Origin of the sequence: Pseudomonas kribbensis (assembly GCF_003352185.1) — a bacterium.
GTDB classification, from domain to species: Bacteria; Pseudomonadota; Gammaproteobacteria; order Pseudomonadales; family Pseudomonadaceae; genus Aquipseudomonas; species Aquipseudomonas kribbensis.
On the sequence record NZ_CP029608.1, the window covers coordinates 2,573,358 to 2,589,055 of the forward strand.

Annotated in this window: 14 protein-coding genes; 5 read left to right on the forward strand and 9 right to left on the reverse strand. The window is 61.3% G+C overall.

Annotated elements, in window-relative coordinates:
* Nucleotide 1: 1 nt before the first annotated feature.
* The 5 genes from glcE to DLD99_RS11790 form a co-directional block, all read right to left on the reverse strand.
* Complete coding sequence (gene glcE, locus DLD99_RS11770) at nt 2-1,066, reverse strand: glycolate oxidase subunit GlcE (RefSeq protein WP_114882310.1); 1,065 nt, start codon at nt 1,064-1,066, stop codon at nt 2-4.
* Entirely contained in the window at nt 1,066-2,565 is a 1,500-nt protein-coding gene (glcD, locus tag DLD99_RS11775; protein ID WP_114882311.1) for a glycolate oxidase subunit GlcD, read from the reverse strand. Before glcD ends, glcE begins: the two co-directional genes overlap by 1 nt.
* 38 nt (nt 2,566-2,603) lie before the next feature.
* Nucleotides 2,604-3,443: a glutathione-dependent disulfide-bond oxidoreductase gene (yghU, locus tag DLD99_RS11780; RefSeq protein ID WP_114882312.1), complete on the reverse strand. Its 840-nt coding sequence runs from the start codon at nt 3,441-3,443 to the stop codon at nt 2,604-2,606.
* A gap of 129 nt (nt 3,444-3,572) precedes the next feature.
* The gene (proP, locus tag DLD99_RS11785; protein WP_114882313.1) at nt 3,573-5,072 is read right to left on the reverse strand and encodes a glycine betaine/L-proline transporter ProP; all 1,500 of its coding nucleotides are present in this window, start codon (nt 5,070-5,072) and stop codon (nt 3,573-3,575) included.
* Nucleotides 5,073-5,214: 142 nt separating this feature from the next.
* On the reverse strand, nt 5,215-6,060 hold the full coding sequence (locus tag DLD99_RS11790) for a helix-turn-helix transcriptional regulator (protein ID WP_114882314.1): 846 nt from the start codon (nt 6,058-6,060) through the stop codon (nt 5,215-5,217).
* Nucleotides 6,061-6,155: 95 nt separating this feature from the next.
* Here DLD99_RS11790 and DLD99_RS11795 point away from each other — a divergent pair, with 95 nt between their 5' ends.
* The 3 genes from DLD99_RS11795 to DLD99_RS11805 all read left to right on the forward strand — a co-directional run bounded on the left by DLD99_RS11795 (nt 6,156) and on the right by DLD99_RS11805 (nt 10,491).
* A complete protein-coding gene (locus tag DLD99_RS11795; protein WP_114882315.1) occupies nt 6,156-7,112 on the forward strand; it encodes a threonine dehydratase in 957 nt (318 codons plus the stop codon).
* Between the two features lie 102 nt (nt 7,113-7,214).
* Nucleotides 7,215-8,759: a methyltransferase regulatory domain-containing protein gene (locus tag DLD99_RS11800; protein ID WP_114882316.1), complete on the forward strand. Its 1,545-nt coding sequence runs from the start codon at nt 7,215-7,217 to the stop codon at nt 8,757-8,759.
* Nucleotides 8,760-8,955: 196 nt separating this feature from the next.
* Entirely contained in the window at nt 8,956-10,491 is a 1,536-nt protein-coding gene (locus DLD99_RS11805) for a sensor domain-containing diguanylate cyclase (RefSeq protein ID WP_114882317.1), read from the forward strand.
* 48 nt (nt 10,492-10,539) lie between these two features.
* On the opposite strand, the gene DLD99_RS11810 is transcribed toward DLD99_RS11805, so the two are convergent.
* Nucleotides 10,540-11,661, reverse strand: a complete 1,122-nt coding sequence (locus tag DLD99_RS11810) for an alkene reductase (protein WP_114882318.1) — start codon at nt 11,659-11,661, stop codon at nt 10,540-10,542.
* A gap of 107 nt (nt 11,662-11,768) precedes the next feature.
* Complete coding sequence (locus DLD99_RS11815; protein ID WP_114882319.1) at nt 11,769-12,446, reverse strand: type 1 glutamine amidotransferase domain-containing protein; 678 nt, start codon at nt 12,444-12,446, stop codon at nt 11,769-11,771.
* A gap of 211 nt (nt 12,447-12,657) precedes the next feature.
* Here DLD99_RS11815 and DLD99_RS11820 point away from each other — a divergent pair, with 211 nt between their 5' ends.
* Entirely contained in the window at nt 12,658-13,242 is a 585-nt protein-coding gene (locus DLD99_RS11820) for a TetR/AcrR family transcriptional regulator (protein ID WP_114882320.1), read from the forward strand.
* Between the two features lie 22 nt (nt 13,243-13,264).
* On the opposite strand, the gene DLD99_RS11825 is transcribed toward DLD99_RS11820, so the two are convergent.
* Together DLD99_RS11825 and DLD99_RS11830 are read right to left on the reverse strand one after the other, a co-directional pair.
* Nucleotides 13,265-14,203 (reverse strand): AraC family transcriptional regulator, encoded by a 939-nt coding sequence (locus DLD99_RS11825; protein WP_114882321.1) that lies wholly within the window; start codon nt 14,201-14,203, stop codon nt 13,265-13,267.
* Nucleotides 14,204-14,224: 21 nt separating this feature from the next.
* Nucleotides 14,225-15,058 carry an oxidoreductase gene (locus DLD99_RS11830; RefSeq protein WP_114882322.1) on the reverse strand — a complete coding sequence of 278 codons (834 nt, stop codon included), beginning with the start codon at nt 15,056-15,058 and terminating at the stop codon, nt 14,225-14,227.
* Nucleotides 15,059-15,247: 189 nt separating this feature from the next.
* On the opposite strand from DLD99_RS11830, the gene tspO reads away from it, so the two are divergent.
* Nucleotides 15,248-15,691 carry a tryptophan-rich sensory protein TspO gene (gene tspO, locus DLD99_RS11835; protein ID WP_114882323.1) on the forward strand — a complete coding sequence of 148 codons (444 nt, stop codon included), beginning with the start codon at nt 15,248-15,250 and terminating at the stop codon, nt 15,689-15,691.
* The last annotated feature ends 7 nt before the right edge of the window (nt 15,692-15,698 follow it).

Here is a 15,698-nt window from a genome sequence, read left to right on the forward strand (position 1 = left end):
CTCAAAGCTCCGCGTACAGGCGACCAGGATTGAAGATGCCTTGAGGGTCGAGTTGCTGCTTGAGGCGACGGTGATAATGCAGGAGCGCGTGCGGCAAAGGATGGAACGGCGCGTCGATCAAGCCATGGCTGTAGCAGGTAGCATGGCCGCCAGCAGCCGAAACCACCTGGCGAATCAGTGCCGCCTCGGCCCCTGATTTGAGCCAACGCTGGGCGCCGCCCCAGTCGAGCATTTGTGCGCCGGCCAAGGTCAGCGGCGGGGTGTTGTTCGGCACTGAAAGGCGCCACAGGGGCTGGTCCTCATCAAAAAAATCCAGGCGCTGTTCATTCAGATCTGACCAATAAGCGCCATCAAGCATTTCGCCGCCGAGACGATCACGGGCTGCCGCCACCGAGCCTCCGCCACCTTCCAGACGCAAGTGCAGGCGCTGGCCATCGTGGCAGGCTGCGCTGATCGGCAAGGGCTGCTGCCCCCATTCGGCCAGGCGCTGCAAGGCACGTTCGCTGTCCATTTCCAGGCTGATGCTCAGGCTCTCACGCGGCTTGGGCAGGACTTTAAGCGAGACTTCGGTAATCACTCCCAGCGAACCGTAACTGCCAACCATCAGCCGTGACAGGTCATAACCGGCGACGTTTTTCATGACTTCACCGCCAAAGCGCAGGTGCTTGCCATGCCCCGTGATGATCCGCGTACCCAGCACGAAATCCCGCACCGACCCCGACCACGGCCGCCGCGGGCCGGACAGTCCGCTGGCGATCATCCCGCCTACCGTCGCATCGTCGGCGAAGGCCGGTGGTTCGCACGGCAGCATCTGTTGTGAAGCATCCAGCACCGCCAGCAGTTCGGCCAGCGGTGTACCGCAGCGTGCGGTGATCACCAGTTCCGTCGGGTCATAGCTGACGATGCCGCGATGGGTGCGGGTGTCTAGGATTTCTCCGGCAACGATGCGCCCCAGAAACGCCTTGCTGTTGGCGCCCTGAATCCGCAGCGGCGTGGCGTCCTGCAATGCCTGATTGACCTGATCGAGCAGCGTGGCGCTGTCGTCGACATCCTTTTCTCGGACCATCAAAAACGCTCCAGCTCGGGGAAGGGCAATTGCCCGGCATGAATATGCATGGCGCCGAATTCGGCGCAGCGGTGCAGGGTCGGAATGTTCTTGCCCGGATTAAGCAGCCCTCCGGGGTCGAACGCGGCTTTGACGGCGTGGAAAAGAGTCAACTCATCGTTGTTGAACTGCGCGCACATCTGGTTGATTTTCTCCCGGCCCACGCCGTGCTCGCCGGTAATGCTGCCGCCGACCTTCACGCACAATTCGAGGATTTTGCCTCCCAGGGTTTCGGCGCGTTCCAGCTCGCCGGGTTGATTGGCATCGAACAGAATCAACGGGTGCATGTTGCCGTCGCCGGCATGGAACACGTTCGCCACCCGCAGGCCATATTCGGCGGACATCTGCGCAATGGCTTGCAGCACGCCCGGCAGTTCACGGCGCGGGATGGTGCCGTCCATGCAGTAATAGTCCGGCGACAAGCGGCCCACGGCCGGAAAGGCATTCTTGCGACCGGCCCAGAAGCGCACGCGCTCGGCTTCGTCCCTGGCCTGGCGCACTTCGCTGGCGCCGGCGTTTTCCAGCACCTGGCGCACGCGGATGCAGTCATCGTGAACGTCGGCTTCGACGCCATCGAGCTCACAAAGCAAAATGGCTTCGGCGCTCACCGGGTAGCCGGCGTGGATGAAATCCTCGGCGGCTCGGATGGCCAGGTTGTCCATCATTTCCAGACCGCCGGGAATGATGCCGGCGGCGATGATGTCAGCCACGGCGCGGCCGGCGTTTTCCACGCAATCGAATGCGGCCAGCAAGACTTTGGCGGTCTGCGGCTTGGGCAGCAGTTTGACCGTGACTTCGGTGATCACGCCCAGCAGGCCTTCGGACCCGGTGAACAGCGCCAGCAAGTCGAAACCGGGGGAGTCGAGCGCATCGGAGCCGAGCGTGAGGTGTTCGCCCTCGACGGTCAGGATCTCGACCTTGAGCAGGTTGTGCACGGTCAGGCCGTATTTGAGGCAATGCACGCCACCGGCGTTTTCCGCGACATTGCCGCCGATGGAACAGGCGATCTGCGAGGAAGGATCCGGCGCGTAATACAGGCCGAACGGGGCAGCCGCCTGAGATATCGCCAGATTGCGCACGCCGGGCTGAACCCGCGCGGTGCGGGCGGCCGGGTCGATGTGCAGAATGTTGTTGAAGCGCGCCATCACCAGCAGCACGCCTTTTTCCAGCGGCAACGCCCCGCCGGACAACCCGGTGCCGGCACCCCGGGCCACCACCGGCACGTTCATTTCATGACAGGTGCGCAAGATGCCCTGCACCTCATCCAGATGCCGGGGCAAGACCACCAGCAGCGGCGTGGTGCGATAGGCGGACAAACCGTCGCATTCGTACGGGGCGAGATCCTCGCGCTGATGCAGGATTTCCAGCGCCGGCCACTGGCTGCGGAGCGCCTGCAACAGCGCGGCTTTATCGACGTCCGGCAGGGCGCCGTCGATCTGTTCGTCGTAGAGAATGTTCATGCGGGCGCCCCTTGGTTTTTGTTATCGGGTGCGAGCGATCAGTCCAGATCAGCAGCCTCATGTCGTTCCGGCACCTGGCTCGCCTCATCGCCCCAGGTTCGGTTGACGCGCTGCCCACGAATGACCGCCGGCCGTTTGGCGATGTCCTCGGCCCAGCGTTGCACATGGGTGTATTCGTGCGCCGAAAGAAATTCGGCCGCGCCGTACACGTTGTTGCGCACCAGTTGCCCGTACCACGGCCAGACCGCGATATCGGCGATGGTGTAGCTGTCGCCGGCAAGGTAAGGACTCTCGGCAAGACGCCGGTCGAGCACATCCAGCTGACGCTTGGCCTCCATGGTGAAACGGTCGATCGGGTATTCGAGTTTCTCCGGCGCATAGGCATAAAAATGCCCGAAACCGCCGCCCAGATAGGGCGCCGAGCCCATTTGCCAGAACAGCCAGTTCAGGGTTTCGGTACGGCCGGCGAGGTCGGTGGGCAGGAAGGCGCCGAACTTCTCGGCGAGGTAAAGCAGGATCGAGCCCGACTCGAAAACCCGGATCGCCGGCTCCACGCTACGGTCCAGCAGTGCCGGAATCTTGGAATTCGGATTGATCTCGACAAAGCCGCTGGAAAACTGATCGCCTTCACCGATACGGATCAGCCAGGCGTCGTATTCCGACCCGGTATGACCCAGCGCAAGCAATTCCTCCAGCAGGATCGTGACCTTGACGCCGTTGGGCGTGGCCAGCGAGTACAGCTGCAACGGATGCTTACCGACGGGCAGGGTCTTGTCATGGGTTGGCCCGGCAATCGGGCGGTTGATGTTGGCGAACTGGCCGCCGGACGGAGCGCTGTGTTTCCAGACCTTGGGTGGTACGTAAGGCGTTTTGCTCATGAAACGAACCTCATCGTCAGCTGCTGAACAGGCGTGAGCCGGCGGAAAAAACCACCGGCTCCTGACGAACAGAACACCACAGAAGGGCGTTTGAATTCCACCCTGTTGTCCCATCAACTGTTTATATCGTTATTCGATTCGCGGGTGCTGCTGCACGAGGTGCTCGCGTTTGGCTTCCAGCTCGGCGATTTCGGCGTCGATGTCTTCGATCTTCTGTTCGATGTTGTCGTGATGCTCCTGCAGCAGCTCCTTGGCTTCCTCGATATCGGACGCCGCAGGGGCTGCGCCGCGCAGCGGTTTGTTGGCGGTTTCCTTCATGGTTACACCGGTGATCAGCCCGATGACGGCGGTCACCATCAGGTAATAGGCCGGCATGTACAGGTTCTGGGTGCTTTCCACCAGCCAGGCGACGACGGTCGGCGTCACCCCGGCGATCAGTACCGAGACGTTGAAGGCACTGGCCAGTGCGCTGTAGCGGATGTGAGTCGGAAACATCGCCGGCAGCGTAGAGGCCATGACCCCAATGAAAAAGTTGAGCACCACGGCCAGTATCAGCAGGCCGGAAAAGATCAGGCCGATCTTGCCGCTGTTGATCAGCATGAACGCTGGTATGGCGAGGATGAACAGGCCGATGCTGCCGAAGATGATGAAGGGACGACGGCCGATCTTGTCGCTGATAAAACCGATGGCAGGCTGCACGAACAACATACCGACCATGATCGCGATGATGATCAGCACCCCGCGATTTTCGCTGTAGTGCAGGTTGTGCGACAGGTAACTCGGCATGTAGGTGAGCAGCATGTAATAGGTGACGTTGGTGGCAGCCACCACGCCGATGCAGGTCATCAGGCTACGCCAGTGCTTGGTCGCGACTTCCTTGAACGACACTTTCGGGCCGCCGGCCAGGCCTTCGCGGTCACCTTGTTCGAGTTTCTCGACATGCTGCTGGAACGCCGGCGTCTCTTCGAGCGCATGGCGCAGGTAGAGCCCGATCATGCCCAGCGGCAGGGCGAGGAAGAACGGCAGGCGCCAGCCCCATTCCTGGAACTTTTCTTCGCCGATGATCGCGGAAATCAGCACCACCACACCGGCGCCGAGAACGAAACCGGCGATTGAACCGAAGTCCAGCCAACTGCCGAGGAAGCCGCGTTTGCGATCCGGCGCGTACTCAGCGACGAAGATCGAGGCGCCGGTGTATTCACCGCCCACCGAAAACCCTTGGGCCATTTTCGCCAGCAGCAGAAGGATCGGCGCCCAGATGCCGATCGAGGCATAGGACGGGATCAACCCGATGGCAAAGGTGCTGAGCGACATGATCACGATGGTTGCCGCGAGGACTTTCTGCCGTCCGTACTTGTCCCCCAATGCGCCGAAGAACAGCCCGCCCAGCGGCCGGATCAAGAACGGCACCGAGAAGGTCGCCAGTGCCGCGATCATCTGTACGCCGGGATCGGCACCGGGGAAAAACACCTTGCCCAGCACATAGGCGACGAAGCCGTAGACGCCGAAGTCAAACCACTCCATCGCGTTGCCCAGCGCGGCGGCGGTAATGGCTTTGCGCATCTTGGCGTCGTCGACAATGGTGATGTCTTTCAGTCCGATCGGGCTGACGCTTTCCTTTGATTCCATGGGATTCACTCTGCATCTGATCTGTCTTTGTGCAAACCGCGAGGCCCGGTGAGGCTTGAGTCAGAGCGGTTTGCCGTGACCGATGCCATCTCTGTGATGGCACGGCTTCTTTCAGATCAGATACAAGTGGACACGAAAAAATTCACCACTGATTTGGTTTTTTGCCAATGGCCGGAATGTGACGCGATCCTGCGCGCAGTTGCGCCGGACTCACGCCAAGTCGCTGCTTGAACGCACTGGTCATGTGTGCTTGGGAATTGAAACCGCAGGCGAAGGCGATTTCCGCCAGGCTGGCGCGGGAGTCGCGCATCAATGCACGGGCCCGCGCCAAGCGTCGATCAATCAGATAGCTATGGGGGCTTTTGCCGGTGGCCTGCTTGAAGGCGCGGATGAAATAGCCTTCGGACAGTTCCAGCAGTTGCGCCATGGTGTGAAGGGCGAGCGGACCGTCGAGGCCGGCGTCGATGAACTCGTCGAGCAGGCGCATCCGGTTGCCGGTGATCGAGCCCTGGAGCGACAAGGTGTCTTTGCCTTCGGTGCGCTCGGCCAACGCGAGTGCCCAGGTTTGCCAGTCATCGTCCACCGAGGCATTCAACAAGGCACGACGCATTCGCGAGGCGAGGTGGATGGCCTGTGGATCGATGCGATTGTTGAACGCGTGCTCACCTGCCAGCGCGATGCCGTCGGTGCGGATCACCCGCAGGTATTCACCGCCCATGGGTGATTCGGACATCACGTCACAGCCGGCAGGCACAAACGCCAGGCCATTGGGCATGGCATCGAAGGGGCGCACCCGGTCGCTGCCGATGGCGTGCACGCCGCGCTGGCTGTCGAAGGCGAAACCGATCGCCGACTGGCTCGCCACGTAGCGGGTGGCGTAGGCGGCGCCGGGCAGCAATTCGATCGCCCATGGGCCGGCCTCGATACGACGGACCGGTTCCGGGACGACGGCTGGCTGTTGGCGGTTTCGATGGTTCATAAGCGCCATAGTAGTGAAGAGTGCAGGCGAAAGTCAGGTCAGTTTTTTGAAAGCCGACGTGATGTGCCTGTGCCTAGACTGGGGCCAGGCACAAGGAGATTCCCATGCATTCACTCACTCGCGAAGACATCGAACAGGCTGCCCGTCAGGTTTACCAGGTGATGCCGGCCACCGCCCAATATCGCTGGCCACTGCTGGCCGAGCGGCTGGGCTGCACGGTGTGGGTCAAGCACGAAAACCACACCCCGACCGGTGCGTTCAAGGTACGCGGCGGCATTACCTTCATGCACTGGCTGCGGCGCGAACATCCCAACGTCAAAGGCATTGTCTCCGCGACGCGTGGCAATCACGGGCAAAGCCTGGCGCTGGCAGCCAGTGCCGTCGGATTGAAGGCGTTGATTGTGGTGCCGCTGGGCAATTCGCTGGAAAAGAACAACGCCATGCGCGGCTTTGGCGGCGAAGTGGTCGAGTACGGACGTGATTTCGACGAGGCCCGTGAGGAAGCGGCGCGTCTGGCGCTGGAACACGAGCTCTATCTGGTGCCACCGTTCCACGCTGAACTGGTCAAGGGTGTGGCGACCTATGCGCTGGAACTGTTCAGTGCGGCGCCGGATCTGCACACCATCTACGTGCCGATCGGTTGCGGCTCGGGCATTTGTGGCGTGATCGCCGCCCGAGATGCGCTGGGCCTGGATACTCAGGTCGTAGGTGTGGTCTCGACCGAAGCGGCCGCCGCCAAACTGTCCTTCGAGGCGAAAACAATCTGCGAGACTGCCTCCGCCAATACCTTTGCCGATGGCCTGGCCGTGCGCAAACCGATAGCCGAAGCGTTCGATGTCTATGGGGCCGGCGCTGCACGAATCGTGTCCGTCAGCGAAGACGAAATCGCCGAAGCCATGCGCGTGTACTACACCGACACTCACAACCTCGCCGAAGGTGCCGGCGCCGCCGCGCTGGCCGCATTGATGCAAGAGCGGGACAGGATGCAGGGCAAAAGGGTGGGGGTGATTCTGTCCGGAGGCAACATCGACCGGGCTGTGTATGCGCGGGTGATTGGCTGATAGACGACGGCTGGCGGCGGGGCGCCGCTTTTCCGCTTGTGATTGGTCCTGACTACCCCTTATAAGATCGACTTTCACTTTCGATATAAAAGGGTGTCACGCATGAGCAATGCCTGGAACGAAGGTTATTTCACGGACGAAGGCTACACCTACGGGTATAGCCGCGAGATCAATCCGGTTTTCCAGCGCTATTGTTTGTTGTTGCGGGGTTTCGCCACGCTCGAGAGTACCGACGGCTATCACTGCGAGCTGGGTTTTGGTCAGGGTGTTTCGATCAATATCCATGCGGCGGGTAATCCGGGCACCTACGTCGGTACGGATTTCCATCCGGGCCAGGCCGCCCATGCCATCGGGCTGGCGAACGATTGGGGCAGCGATGCGCGGCTGTATGACGACAGCTTCGAGCAACTGTTGGCCCGCCATGACCTGCCGCAGTTCGACAGTATCAGCCTGCACGGCATCTGGACTTGGGTCAGCCGTGACAATCACAAACTGATCGTCGAGTTCGTCCGTCGTCATCTGAAGCCGGGCGGTCATGTGTACATCAGCTACAACTGCTTCCCGGGCTGGTCGCCCATGGCGCCGTTGCGCCAATTGTTCAGCCTGCATGACCGCTTTGCCACACAGACTTCGGCACGCCCGGACCAGCGGATCGACGCCGCGCTGCAATTCTCCGAGGCGCTGCTGGCGGCCAATCCCAATTACGCCAATTCGGTGCCGGGGCTGGACGCCAAGTTGCAGAGCATCAAGGGCCAGAATCGTCAGTACGTCGCCCACGAATACTTCAACCGCGACTGGAATTGCATGTACTTCACCGACGTGGTCGATGCCCTGGCACCTGCCAAGCTCGACTACGCCACGACCGCCGTGCCGCTGGACTCGGTAGACCCGCTCAACCTGAGCGCCGAAGGCATGGACTTTCTGGAAGGCATCGAGCATCCGGTCATGCGCGAGCAGGCGCGTGATTACTTCGTCAATCAGAACTTCCGTCGGGACCTTTACGTGCGCGGCGCCAACCGGTTGTCCGCCAGTGAACACCGCGAGCGCATGCTCAGTACCCGATTCGTTCTGATGCAACTGGCGGACAGCGTCGCGGGCAGTGTCACCGGCCCGGCGGGTTCCGCGACGTTGCAAGCAGATATTTACGGCCCGGTGCTGGACGCGCTGGCCGATGATGCCTACGTACCGAAGACCTTGCGCCACTTGCTGGAAGCCTCGCCTGCATTGGGCTATGGCGATGTGGAGCAGGCTCTCAACGTGTTGATCGGGATGGGCGCCGTTGCACCGTGCCAGAGCGAAGCGGCCGAGAAGCTGGCACAGGCGCGCTGCAACACCCTCAACCTGCAACTGTGCAGACGCTCGTTGTTCGACCACAAGATTCAGGTGCTGGCCAGCCCGGTCACCGGCGGTGGCGTAACGGTCAGCCGTTTCCAGCAGTTGTTCCTGATTTCGATCAAACAAGGCAAAACCCGTCCGGCCGACTGGGCATTGCTGGCGTGGGGCATCATTGGTGGCCAGGGTGAAGGTCTGCTGAAAAACGGCAAGGCACTGACCACCGCCGAAGAAAACATTGCCGAACTGACCGAGCAGGCCGAGGCGTTTGCCGAGCAGTCGCTGGTCGTTCTCAAGGCCTTGAAAATCGTCTAGCGGCAAAAGTCTTTTGGGGTCCGGTTTTTTCGTCGAACCGGCCGATCAGCGAACACTTCATCGAGGGCCTGACACGCCGTTGCTGCGCCTTCGATGGACTGCTTGTATCCTGCGCGCCCCGGGACATACGGTCGCTGTTGTGGCCCCGGTCCGACAACGGCCGTGACGGAAAACGGACTTTCCAAAAGGTACTGATGTGAAGCGTGATACCCACCTCGTGATGCTGTTGCTGTTGGTGATCGGCTGTTCCCTGGCGTCGCTGACCATATGGAAGGTACTGGGCTCCCGGGAGCGGGCGCTGGACGAGGTGAACGTCCACGGGTTGAACCTGACCCAGGCGCTGGCGACCTATTCCGAAGGCATCGTCCGGCAGAGTTCGCTGCTCTTGCTCGGGCTCGTCGAGCGTCTGGAAACCGAGGGCAGCGGCCCCGCGCAGATCGAACGGTTGAATGCGCTGGTCAACCGTCAGCAGCCGCTGATGCCGCAGCTCAGTGGCATCACCGTCTACGATAATCGCGGCCACTGGCTGATGTCCTCCAACCGACCGATTCCGGCCGGGGTCAACAGCAGTGACCGGGACTACTTCATCCATCACCGTGACGATCCTTCCCGCGAGCCCTTCATCGGCCCGCCCATCCGTAGCCGCTCGAATCAGGAGTGGGTGATTACTGTCAGCCGCCGCTTCAATGACACACGCGGAGAGTTCGCCGGCGTGGTGGCGGTCACCCTGGGGGTCGAGAACTTTCTGCGACTGTTCGGCAAGCTCGATGTGGGGCAGGAGGGTGCCATCGGTCTGTCCTACACCGACGGTACGTTGCTGGTGCGATATCCCTTTCGCGAACAGGACATGGGGCGCAACTTCTCCAAGTCGCCCATTTATGCGAAGTACCTCGTGGATCAGTCGGTGGGCACCGCTTCCTTTACTTCCAGCCTCGACGGCGTGGAGCGGCTCTACGCGTTTCGCAAGAGTGAAAAGCTGCCGCTGATCACCACGGTCGCGCTCGGCAAGCGCGAAGCATTGGCGGCGTGGCGACTGGAGGCGCTGTTGTCGATCGTGGTGGTCGCATCGTTGCTGGGACTCACTGGCGTGATCGGCTGGTTTCTCATTCGTGATATACGTCGGCGGACCCAGGTGGAAGGGGAGTTGCGGCTCACTCAACAGCAGTTGCTCGGATCAAACCGGCAGCTGGAATTGCTGGCGATGAAGGATGCGTTGACGGGTCTCGCCAATCGCCGCTGCTTCGATGAAACACTGGCCATGGAAGCGCGCCGGGCTCAACGGGACGGGGCTTCGCTGGCCTTGCTGATGATCGATATCGACTACTTCAAGCTGTTCAACGATTCCCAGGGGCATGTTGCCGGCGACGCCTGCCTGCAACGGGTGGGGAAAGTGCTTGGGGCCTGCGTGCGGCGACCGTCGGATCTGGTGGCGCGCTATGGTGGGGAAGAGATGGCGATCATCATGCCCGACACCGATGGCGAGGGGGCGGCGGTCGTGGCGCAACTGATTCTGGAGCGACTGACGCAAGAGCACATTGCTCACCCGGCGAGCCCGTTCGGTCAGGTGACGGTCAGTATCGGCGTCACCGCGGCGGCCGGGCCGCAACTGGCCGTGGTGCCAGCGCTGATTGAGACGGCAGATCAGGCGTTGTACCAGGCCAAGACCACAGGGCGGAACCGGATGGCAAGGATTGCTCCCGGCGACAGTTCCCGTTCACCACTGCCAGTGTGAGCAGTACTGAACGGGCGGGTGTCGCGCCTTACCGAGAGTCGGCAGTCATCACGCGTACTCGGGGTAGTCCACATACCCTTCGGCATTGCCCCCGTACACCGTGGCCGGATTCAGCGCGTTGAGCGGCCAGTCATTGGCGATGCGCGCCGGCAGGTCCGGGTTGGCCATGAACGGACGACCGAAAGCCACGAAATCCGCCAGCCCCGAATCAAGCAACTGCGCACCGGATGCTGCGGTGTAGCGCCCGGCGTAAATGATCGCGCCGCTGAAGGTGTCGCGCACTGCCTGGCGGAACGTGAGCGGCATCGCCGGCGCATCGTCCCAGTCGGCTTCGGCGATGGACAGATAGGCGATGCCCACATCCTGCAGCACCTTGATCGCTTCGATGTAAGTGGTGTGCGGATCTTCCTCGACCATGCCCAGGTAGGTGCGCGCCTCGTCGGTGGTGGTGAACAGCGGGGCGAAACGTACTCCGACTTTTTCATGACCGATGCACTCGGCAACACCGGCCACCACTTCACGCAAAAAGCGCAGGCGATTGTGCAGCGAGCCGCCGTACTGGTCAGTGCGCAGATTGCTGTGGGCCGAGATGAACTGGTTCACCAGATAACCATTGGCGCAGTGCAGTTCGATCCCGTCGAAACCTGCTTCCATGGCATTGCGTGCGGCCTGGATGTACAGCTGAACCAGTTCCTGCACTTCATCGGTGGTCAGTGCGCGAGGGGCGGACGGCGGTACCAGGGCGCCGGCGCCAGGCGCGGTTTCGATGAACACGCTGACCCGGTCGGTGGCCACCGCAGAGGCCGAAACCGGCGCGGCACCGTCGGGTTGCAGAGCCGTATGGGACACGCGCCCCACATGCCAGAGCTGAGCGAAGATCACGCCGTCCCGGGCATGGACGGCCTCTGTGACCTTGCGCCAGCCGGCGATCTGCTCCGGAGTATGAATGCCCGGCGTCCACGCGTAACCCTGGCCACGCGGCTCGATCTGCGTGCCTTCCGTCACCAGCAGACCGGCACCGGCGCGTTGCTGGTAATACTCGGCCATCAGCGCGTTGGCGATGTTGCCCGGTTGTGTGCTGCGCTGGCGGGTGAGGGGTGGCAGAACGATGCGGTTTTTCAGGGTGTGACGACCCAAAGTGCCGGGTTTGAAGAAACTGCTGTGATTCATGGATGTGCCTTGAATGGGGTTTATTAGACCAGTCGACTAGTGATTGGGCCAAAAAAAGACGCCGTGCAACACGCGCACGGCGTCCGGGTGGATGACGGCTGCAAAAGTCAGCCGAGCAGCTTCAACAGTTTCTCGGCGACAGCGGCGGAACTGGCCGGGTTCTGGCCGGTGACCAGGTTCCCGTCAGTCACCACGTGCACCTGCCAGTCGGCGACTTTGGAATAACGGGCGCCGAGGCGCTGGAACTCGTCTTCGACCAAGAACGGCACCACATCCGTCAGACCGACCGCCGCTTCTTCGGAATTGGTGAAGCCGGTGACTTCACGATCCTTGACCAAGGCTTTGCCGTCGGCGCCGAGTACATGACGCAGCACGCCGGGGGCGTGGCAAACGAAACCATGAGGCTTGTTGCTGCGGGCGAAGGCTTCGATCAGGGCAATCGAATGCTTGTCTTCGGCCAGATCCCAGAGCGGGCCGTGGCCACCGGGATAAAACACGGCATCGAAATCCTCGGCGCTGACATCGGCCAGGCGCCCGGTGTTCGCCAGTGCTTGTTGCGCCGCCGAATCCTTGCGGAAGCGGTCGGTTTCAGCGGTCTGGGCGTCGGGTTCATCGCTTTTCGGATCAAGCGGTGGCTGGCCGCCGGCGGGCGAGACCAGAGTGATATCGGCGCCGGCGTCCTTGAAGGCGTAGTAGGGCGCGGCGAACTCTTCGAGCCAGAAACCGGTTTTCTTGCCGGTGTTGCCGAGTTGATCGTGGGAAGTCAGGACCATCAAGATTTTCATAGAGCACCTTGGGTGGGTCGGGTGTCGTGGCTGTGCGAGGGATTCGCACACGATCGACACCGGGGAAAAGGTTTGTCGGGGCGCAGCATAGATTCCAATTAGACCAGTCGTCTAGTAATTTTTTATCCGCATGTTTTTCATGGACCGGTGTGGCAAACTCCCGTTCCTTCGAGTTAAACGACTGGTCTATTGCCTGGTAATCTGCGCCCCGATGAAACCGACCTACGACGACACCCGCCAACACCTGCTCGACACCGGCCACCGGATGATGGCCGAGAAAGGCTTCACCAGTGTCGGCCTGAACGAGATCCTGCAAACCGCCGGTGTGCCCAAGGGCTCGTTCTATCACTACTTCAAATCCAAGGAACTGTACGGCCAGGCGCTGCTTGAGGATTACTTTGTCTGCTACCTGGCCGACATGGAGCGGCGCCTGACGCTGCCAGGCCTGAATGCCCGCGAGCGGCTGATGGATTACTGGCAGGGCTGGCAGGACCGCTGCACGCTGGAAGGTCATGGTGACGAGTGTCTGGTGGTGAAGCTCAGTGCCGAGGTGGCCGATCTGTCCGAAGCCATGCGCCTGACTTTGCGCGATGGCGCCGAGCGCGTGGTGGTGCGCATCACCACTTGCATCGAGCAGGGCCAGGTCGATCAATGCCTGCCCGACGGCGATGCCCGGCAACTGGGGGAAACCCTGTATCAGCTTTGGCTGGGGGCCAGTCTGTTGAACAAGTTGCAACGGACCGGGCAGTCGCTGGATACGGCGATGGCGACCACCAAACGATTGTTGGACGCCTGAGTTTCTGGCGCCTTCCTGCCAGTTAATGCGACGAAACATACTCCGAGGGCATCGTCGGCGCAGGCAAGGCGTACGTCGCCTTCATCCACTCGATTTCCGCCTGCGGTGTTCTGCCAAAGAAGCGTTTGAACTCGCGACTGAATTGCGAGGCGCTTTCATAACCCACGTTGAACGCCGCTGCCGAAGCGGTCATGGCGTTGTGCAGCATCAGCAGTCGCGCCTGATGCAAACGTGTCGACTTCAGATACTGCATGGGTGAGGTGTCCGTCACGCCGCGAAAGTGCAGGTGAAAATTCGGCACGCTCATGCTGGCTTCGTGGGCGAGTTGCTCGACGTCGAGGCGCTCTTGGTAGCAACTGTGGATTTTGCGGATCGCCCGAGTCACCTTGCCGAAATGCCCCTGTCGATTGAGCGCGGCACGCATCGATCCGCCTTGTTCGCCCGTCAGGATGCGGTAGTAGATTTCCCGCAGCAGCGATGGCCCCAGAATCTGCGCGTCCCCCGGAATGCTCATCGCTTCAAGAAAATGCAACGTCGAAGCGCGGAGCTTGTCGTCCATCGGTGAGGCGTACATGCCCTTGGGCTGCGCGTCGTTTGGGCCGTGAAGGCCATCCACTTGTTGCATCAACTCGCTGGCCAACTGGAAGTCGAGGTGCATGTAGATCGCGAGCATCGGCTCGGCCTCGGTGGCATCGGTTTCCATGGTGAAGGGGATCGGCACGGACACCACCAGATAATGCTGGGCGTCGTAAACGTAGACGTCATCGCCCAGATAACCGCGTTTCTGGCCCTGACAGAGAATCACGATGCCCGGGTCGTACAGCACCGGCGTGCGGGTCAGCGGCCGGTTCGAGCGCAGGAAACGCACGCCTTCAAGCGCACTGAGGTTATAACCCTCGACCGGTGCGAGGGTCTCCATGAGCTGCACCATGCGCGAGGTGCCTGCGTCGGCCTGCTTCATTGCGTTCTCTCTATTGGCCACTCAATGGTCGGTGGAGCGAGTCAGCGCTTCCCACTGATCGATCTCGCCGGCTGCGTGTTGGAGCTTTTCACGCACCAGGTGCAACGCGTCACTGCCCAGGAGCAGGTGCGCCGGTGGTGTCGGGCTGGCGATGATCTGCAACATCGCCCGGGCCGCTTTTTGCGGGTCGCCGAGCTGCTTGCCGCTCTTTTCTTCGCGCGCCTTGCGCACCGGATCGAAACTGGCGTCGTAGTCGGCAATGCTGCGAGGCGTGCGCTGCATCGAGCGACCGGCCCAGTCGGTACGAAATGAACCCGGCGCGACGGCGGTCACGAAGATATTGAAGGGCGCCAGCTCCTTGCTCAGCGTATCGGAGATGCCTTCGAGCGCAAACTTGCTGCCGCAGTAGTACGCGATGCCCGGCATTGTGATCGTGCCGCCCATCGAGGTGATATTGATGATGTGGCCCGCACGCCGCTGGCGAAAGAACGGCAGAAACGCCTTGATCACGGCGACCGCACCAAACACGTTCACGTCGAACTGACGGCGCATCTCTTCCAGCGGCGACTCTTCGAAGATGCCTTCGTGACCGTAACCGGCGTTGTTGATCAACACATCGACCGGGCCGTGAGTCGCTTCAACTTCGGCAATGACGCCGTCGATCCGGTCGAAGTCCGTGACATCCAGCATCACCCCATAGGCGTTATCCAAGGAGAGTGATTGAAAGGCGTGCAAGTCGGCTTCCTTGCGCACGGTGCCAATGACGCGGTGGCCGGCCGCGAGTGCTTCCTTGGCCAGCGCATGGCCGAAGCCGCTGCTGACGCCGGTAATGAACAGGGTTTTGGTGGTGGACATGACGGGCTCCGGTGAATGGGGTTTCAGCTCATGTTATCCATCGGAGAAACGCCCACCTATGTCGGTTTGTCTTTGAGCATTGCCTATTCCTATCAGCGAGGCGAGATAACGGCCGATGAACTTTTTGCATGGCTCCGGGCATCCAAGCAGGAACAGACCCAACGCGCTGATATCAGCCAAGGACAGACGATGACCTTTCTAATTTTCCTGTTGGCCTGCGGTGCGGCAGCGAGCACCGGGATGATTTTCCAGCCGGGCCCGTGGTACCAATCGCTGGTCAAACCACGCTTCACACCCCCCAACTGGGTGTTTCCCGTTGCCTGGACAACGATCTACCTCTTGCTCGCGTGGGTCGGCTATCGCCTGACCTTGACGCCCGGCAGCGAAACCGTACTCGCCTTGTGGGCAGCGCAAATTGCATTGAACACTTTGTGGACACCGGTATTCTTCGGCGCCCATCGTATCTTCGCCGGCATGCTGATCATCACGCTGCTGTGGCTGGTGGTCGCCGCGATGGTGGTGTCGGCCTTGCGCCTGGACGTGATTACCGGATTGATCCTGTTCCCTTACCTGGCATGGCTATGTGTCGCGGCGGCGTTGAATTTCTCCATCCTGCGCGACAACCGCGAATAAAAAGGAC

Coding starts and splice junctions, on each gene's coding strand:
- glcE (WP_114882310.1), bottom strand. CDS start 1,066: ATGGTCCGAGAAAAGGATGTCGACGACAGCGCCACGCTGCTCGATCAG.
- glcD (WP_114882311.1), bottom strand. CDS start 2,565: ATGAACATTCTCTACGACGAACAGATCGACGGCGCCCTGCCGGACGTC.
- yghU (WP_114882312.1), bottom strand. CDS start 3,443: ATGAGCAAAACGCCTTACGTACCACCCAAGGTCTGGAAACACAGCGCT.
- proP (WP_114882313.1), bottom strand. CDS start 5,072: ATGGAATCAAAGGAAAGCGTCAGCCCGATCGGACTGAAAGACATCACC.
- DLD99_RS11790 (WP_114882314.1), bottom strand. CDS start 6,060: ATGGCGCTTATGAACCATCGAAACCGCCAACAGCCAGCCGTCGTCCCG.
- DLD99_RS11795 (WP_114882315.1), top strand. CDS start 6,156: ATGCATTCACTCACTCGCGAAGACATCGAACAGGCTGCCCGTCAGGTT.
- DLD99_RS11800 (WP_114882316.1), top strand. CDS start 7,215: ATGAGCAATGCCTGGAACGAAGGTTATTTCACGGACGAAGGCTACACC.
- DLD99_RS11810 (WP_114882318.1), bottom strand. CDS start 11,661: ATGAATCACAGCAGTTTCTTCAAACCCGGCACTTTGGGTCGTCACACC.
- DLD99_RS11815 (WP_114882319.1), bottom strand. CDS start 12,446: ATGAAAATCTTGATGGTCCTGACTTCCCACGATCAACTCGGCAACACC.
- DLD99_RS11820 (WP_114882320.1), top strand. CDS start 12,658: ATGAAACCGACCTACGACGACACCCGCCAACACCTGCTCGACACCGGC.
- DLD99_RS11825 (WP_114882321.1), bottom strand. CDS start 14,203: ATGAAGCAGGCCGACGCAGGCACCTCGCGCATGGTGCAGCTCATGGAG.
- DLD99_RS11830 (WP_114882322.1), bottom strand. CDS start 15,058: ATGTCCACCACCAAAACCCTGTTCATTACCGGCGTCAGCAGCGGCTTC.
- tspO (WP_114882323.1), top strand. CDS start 15,248: ATGACCTTTCTAATTTTCCTGTTGGCCTGCGGTGCGGCAGCGAGCACC.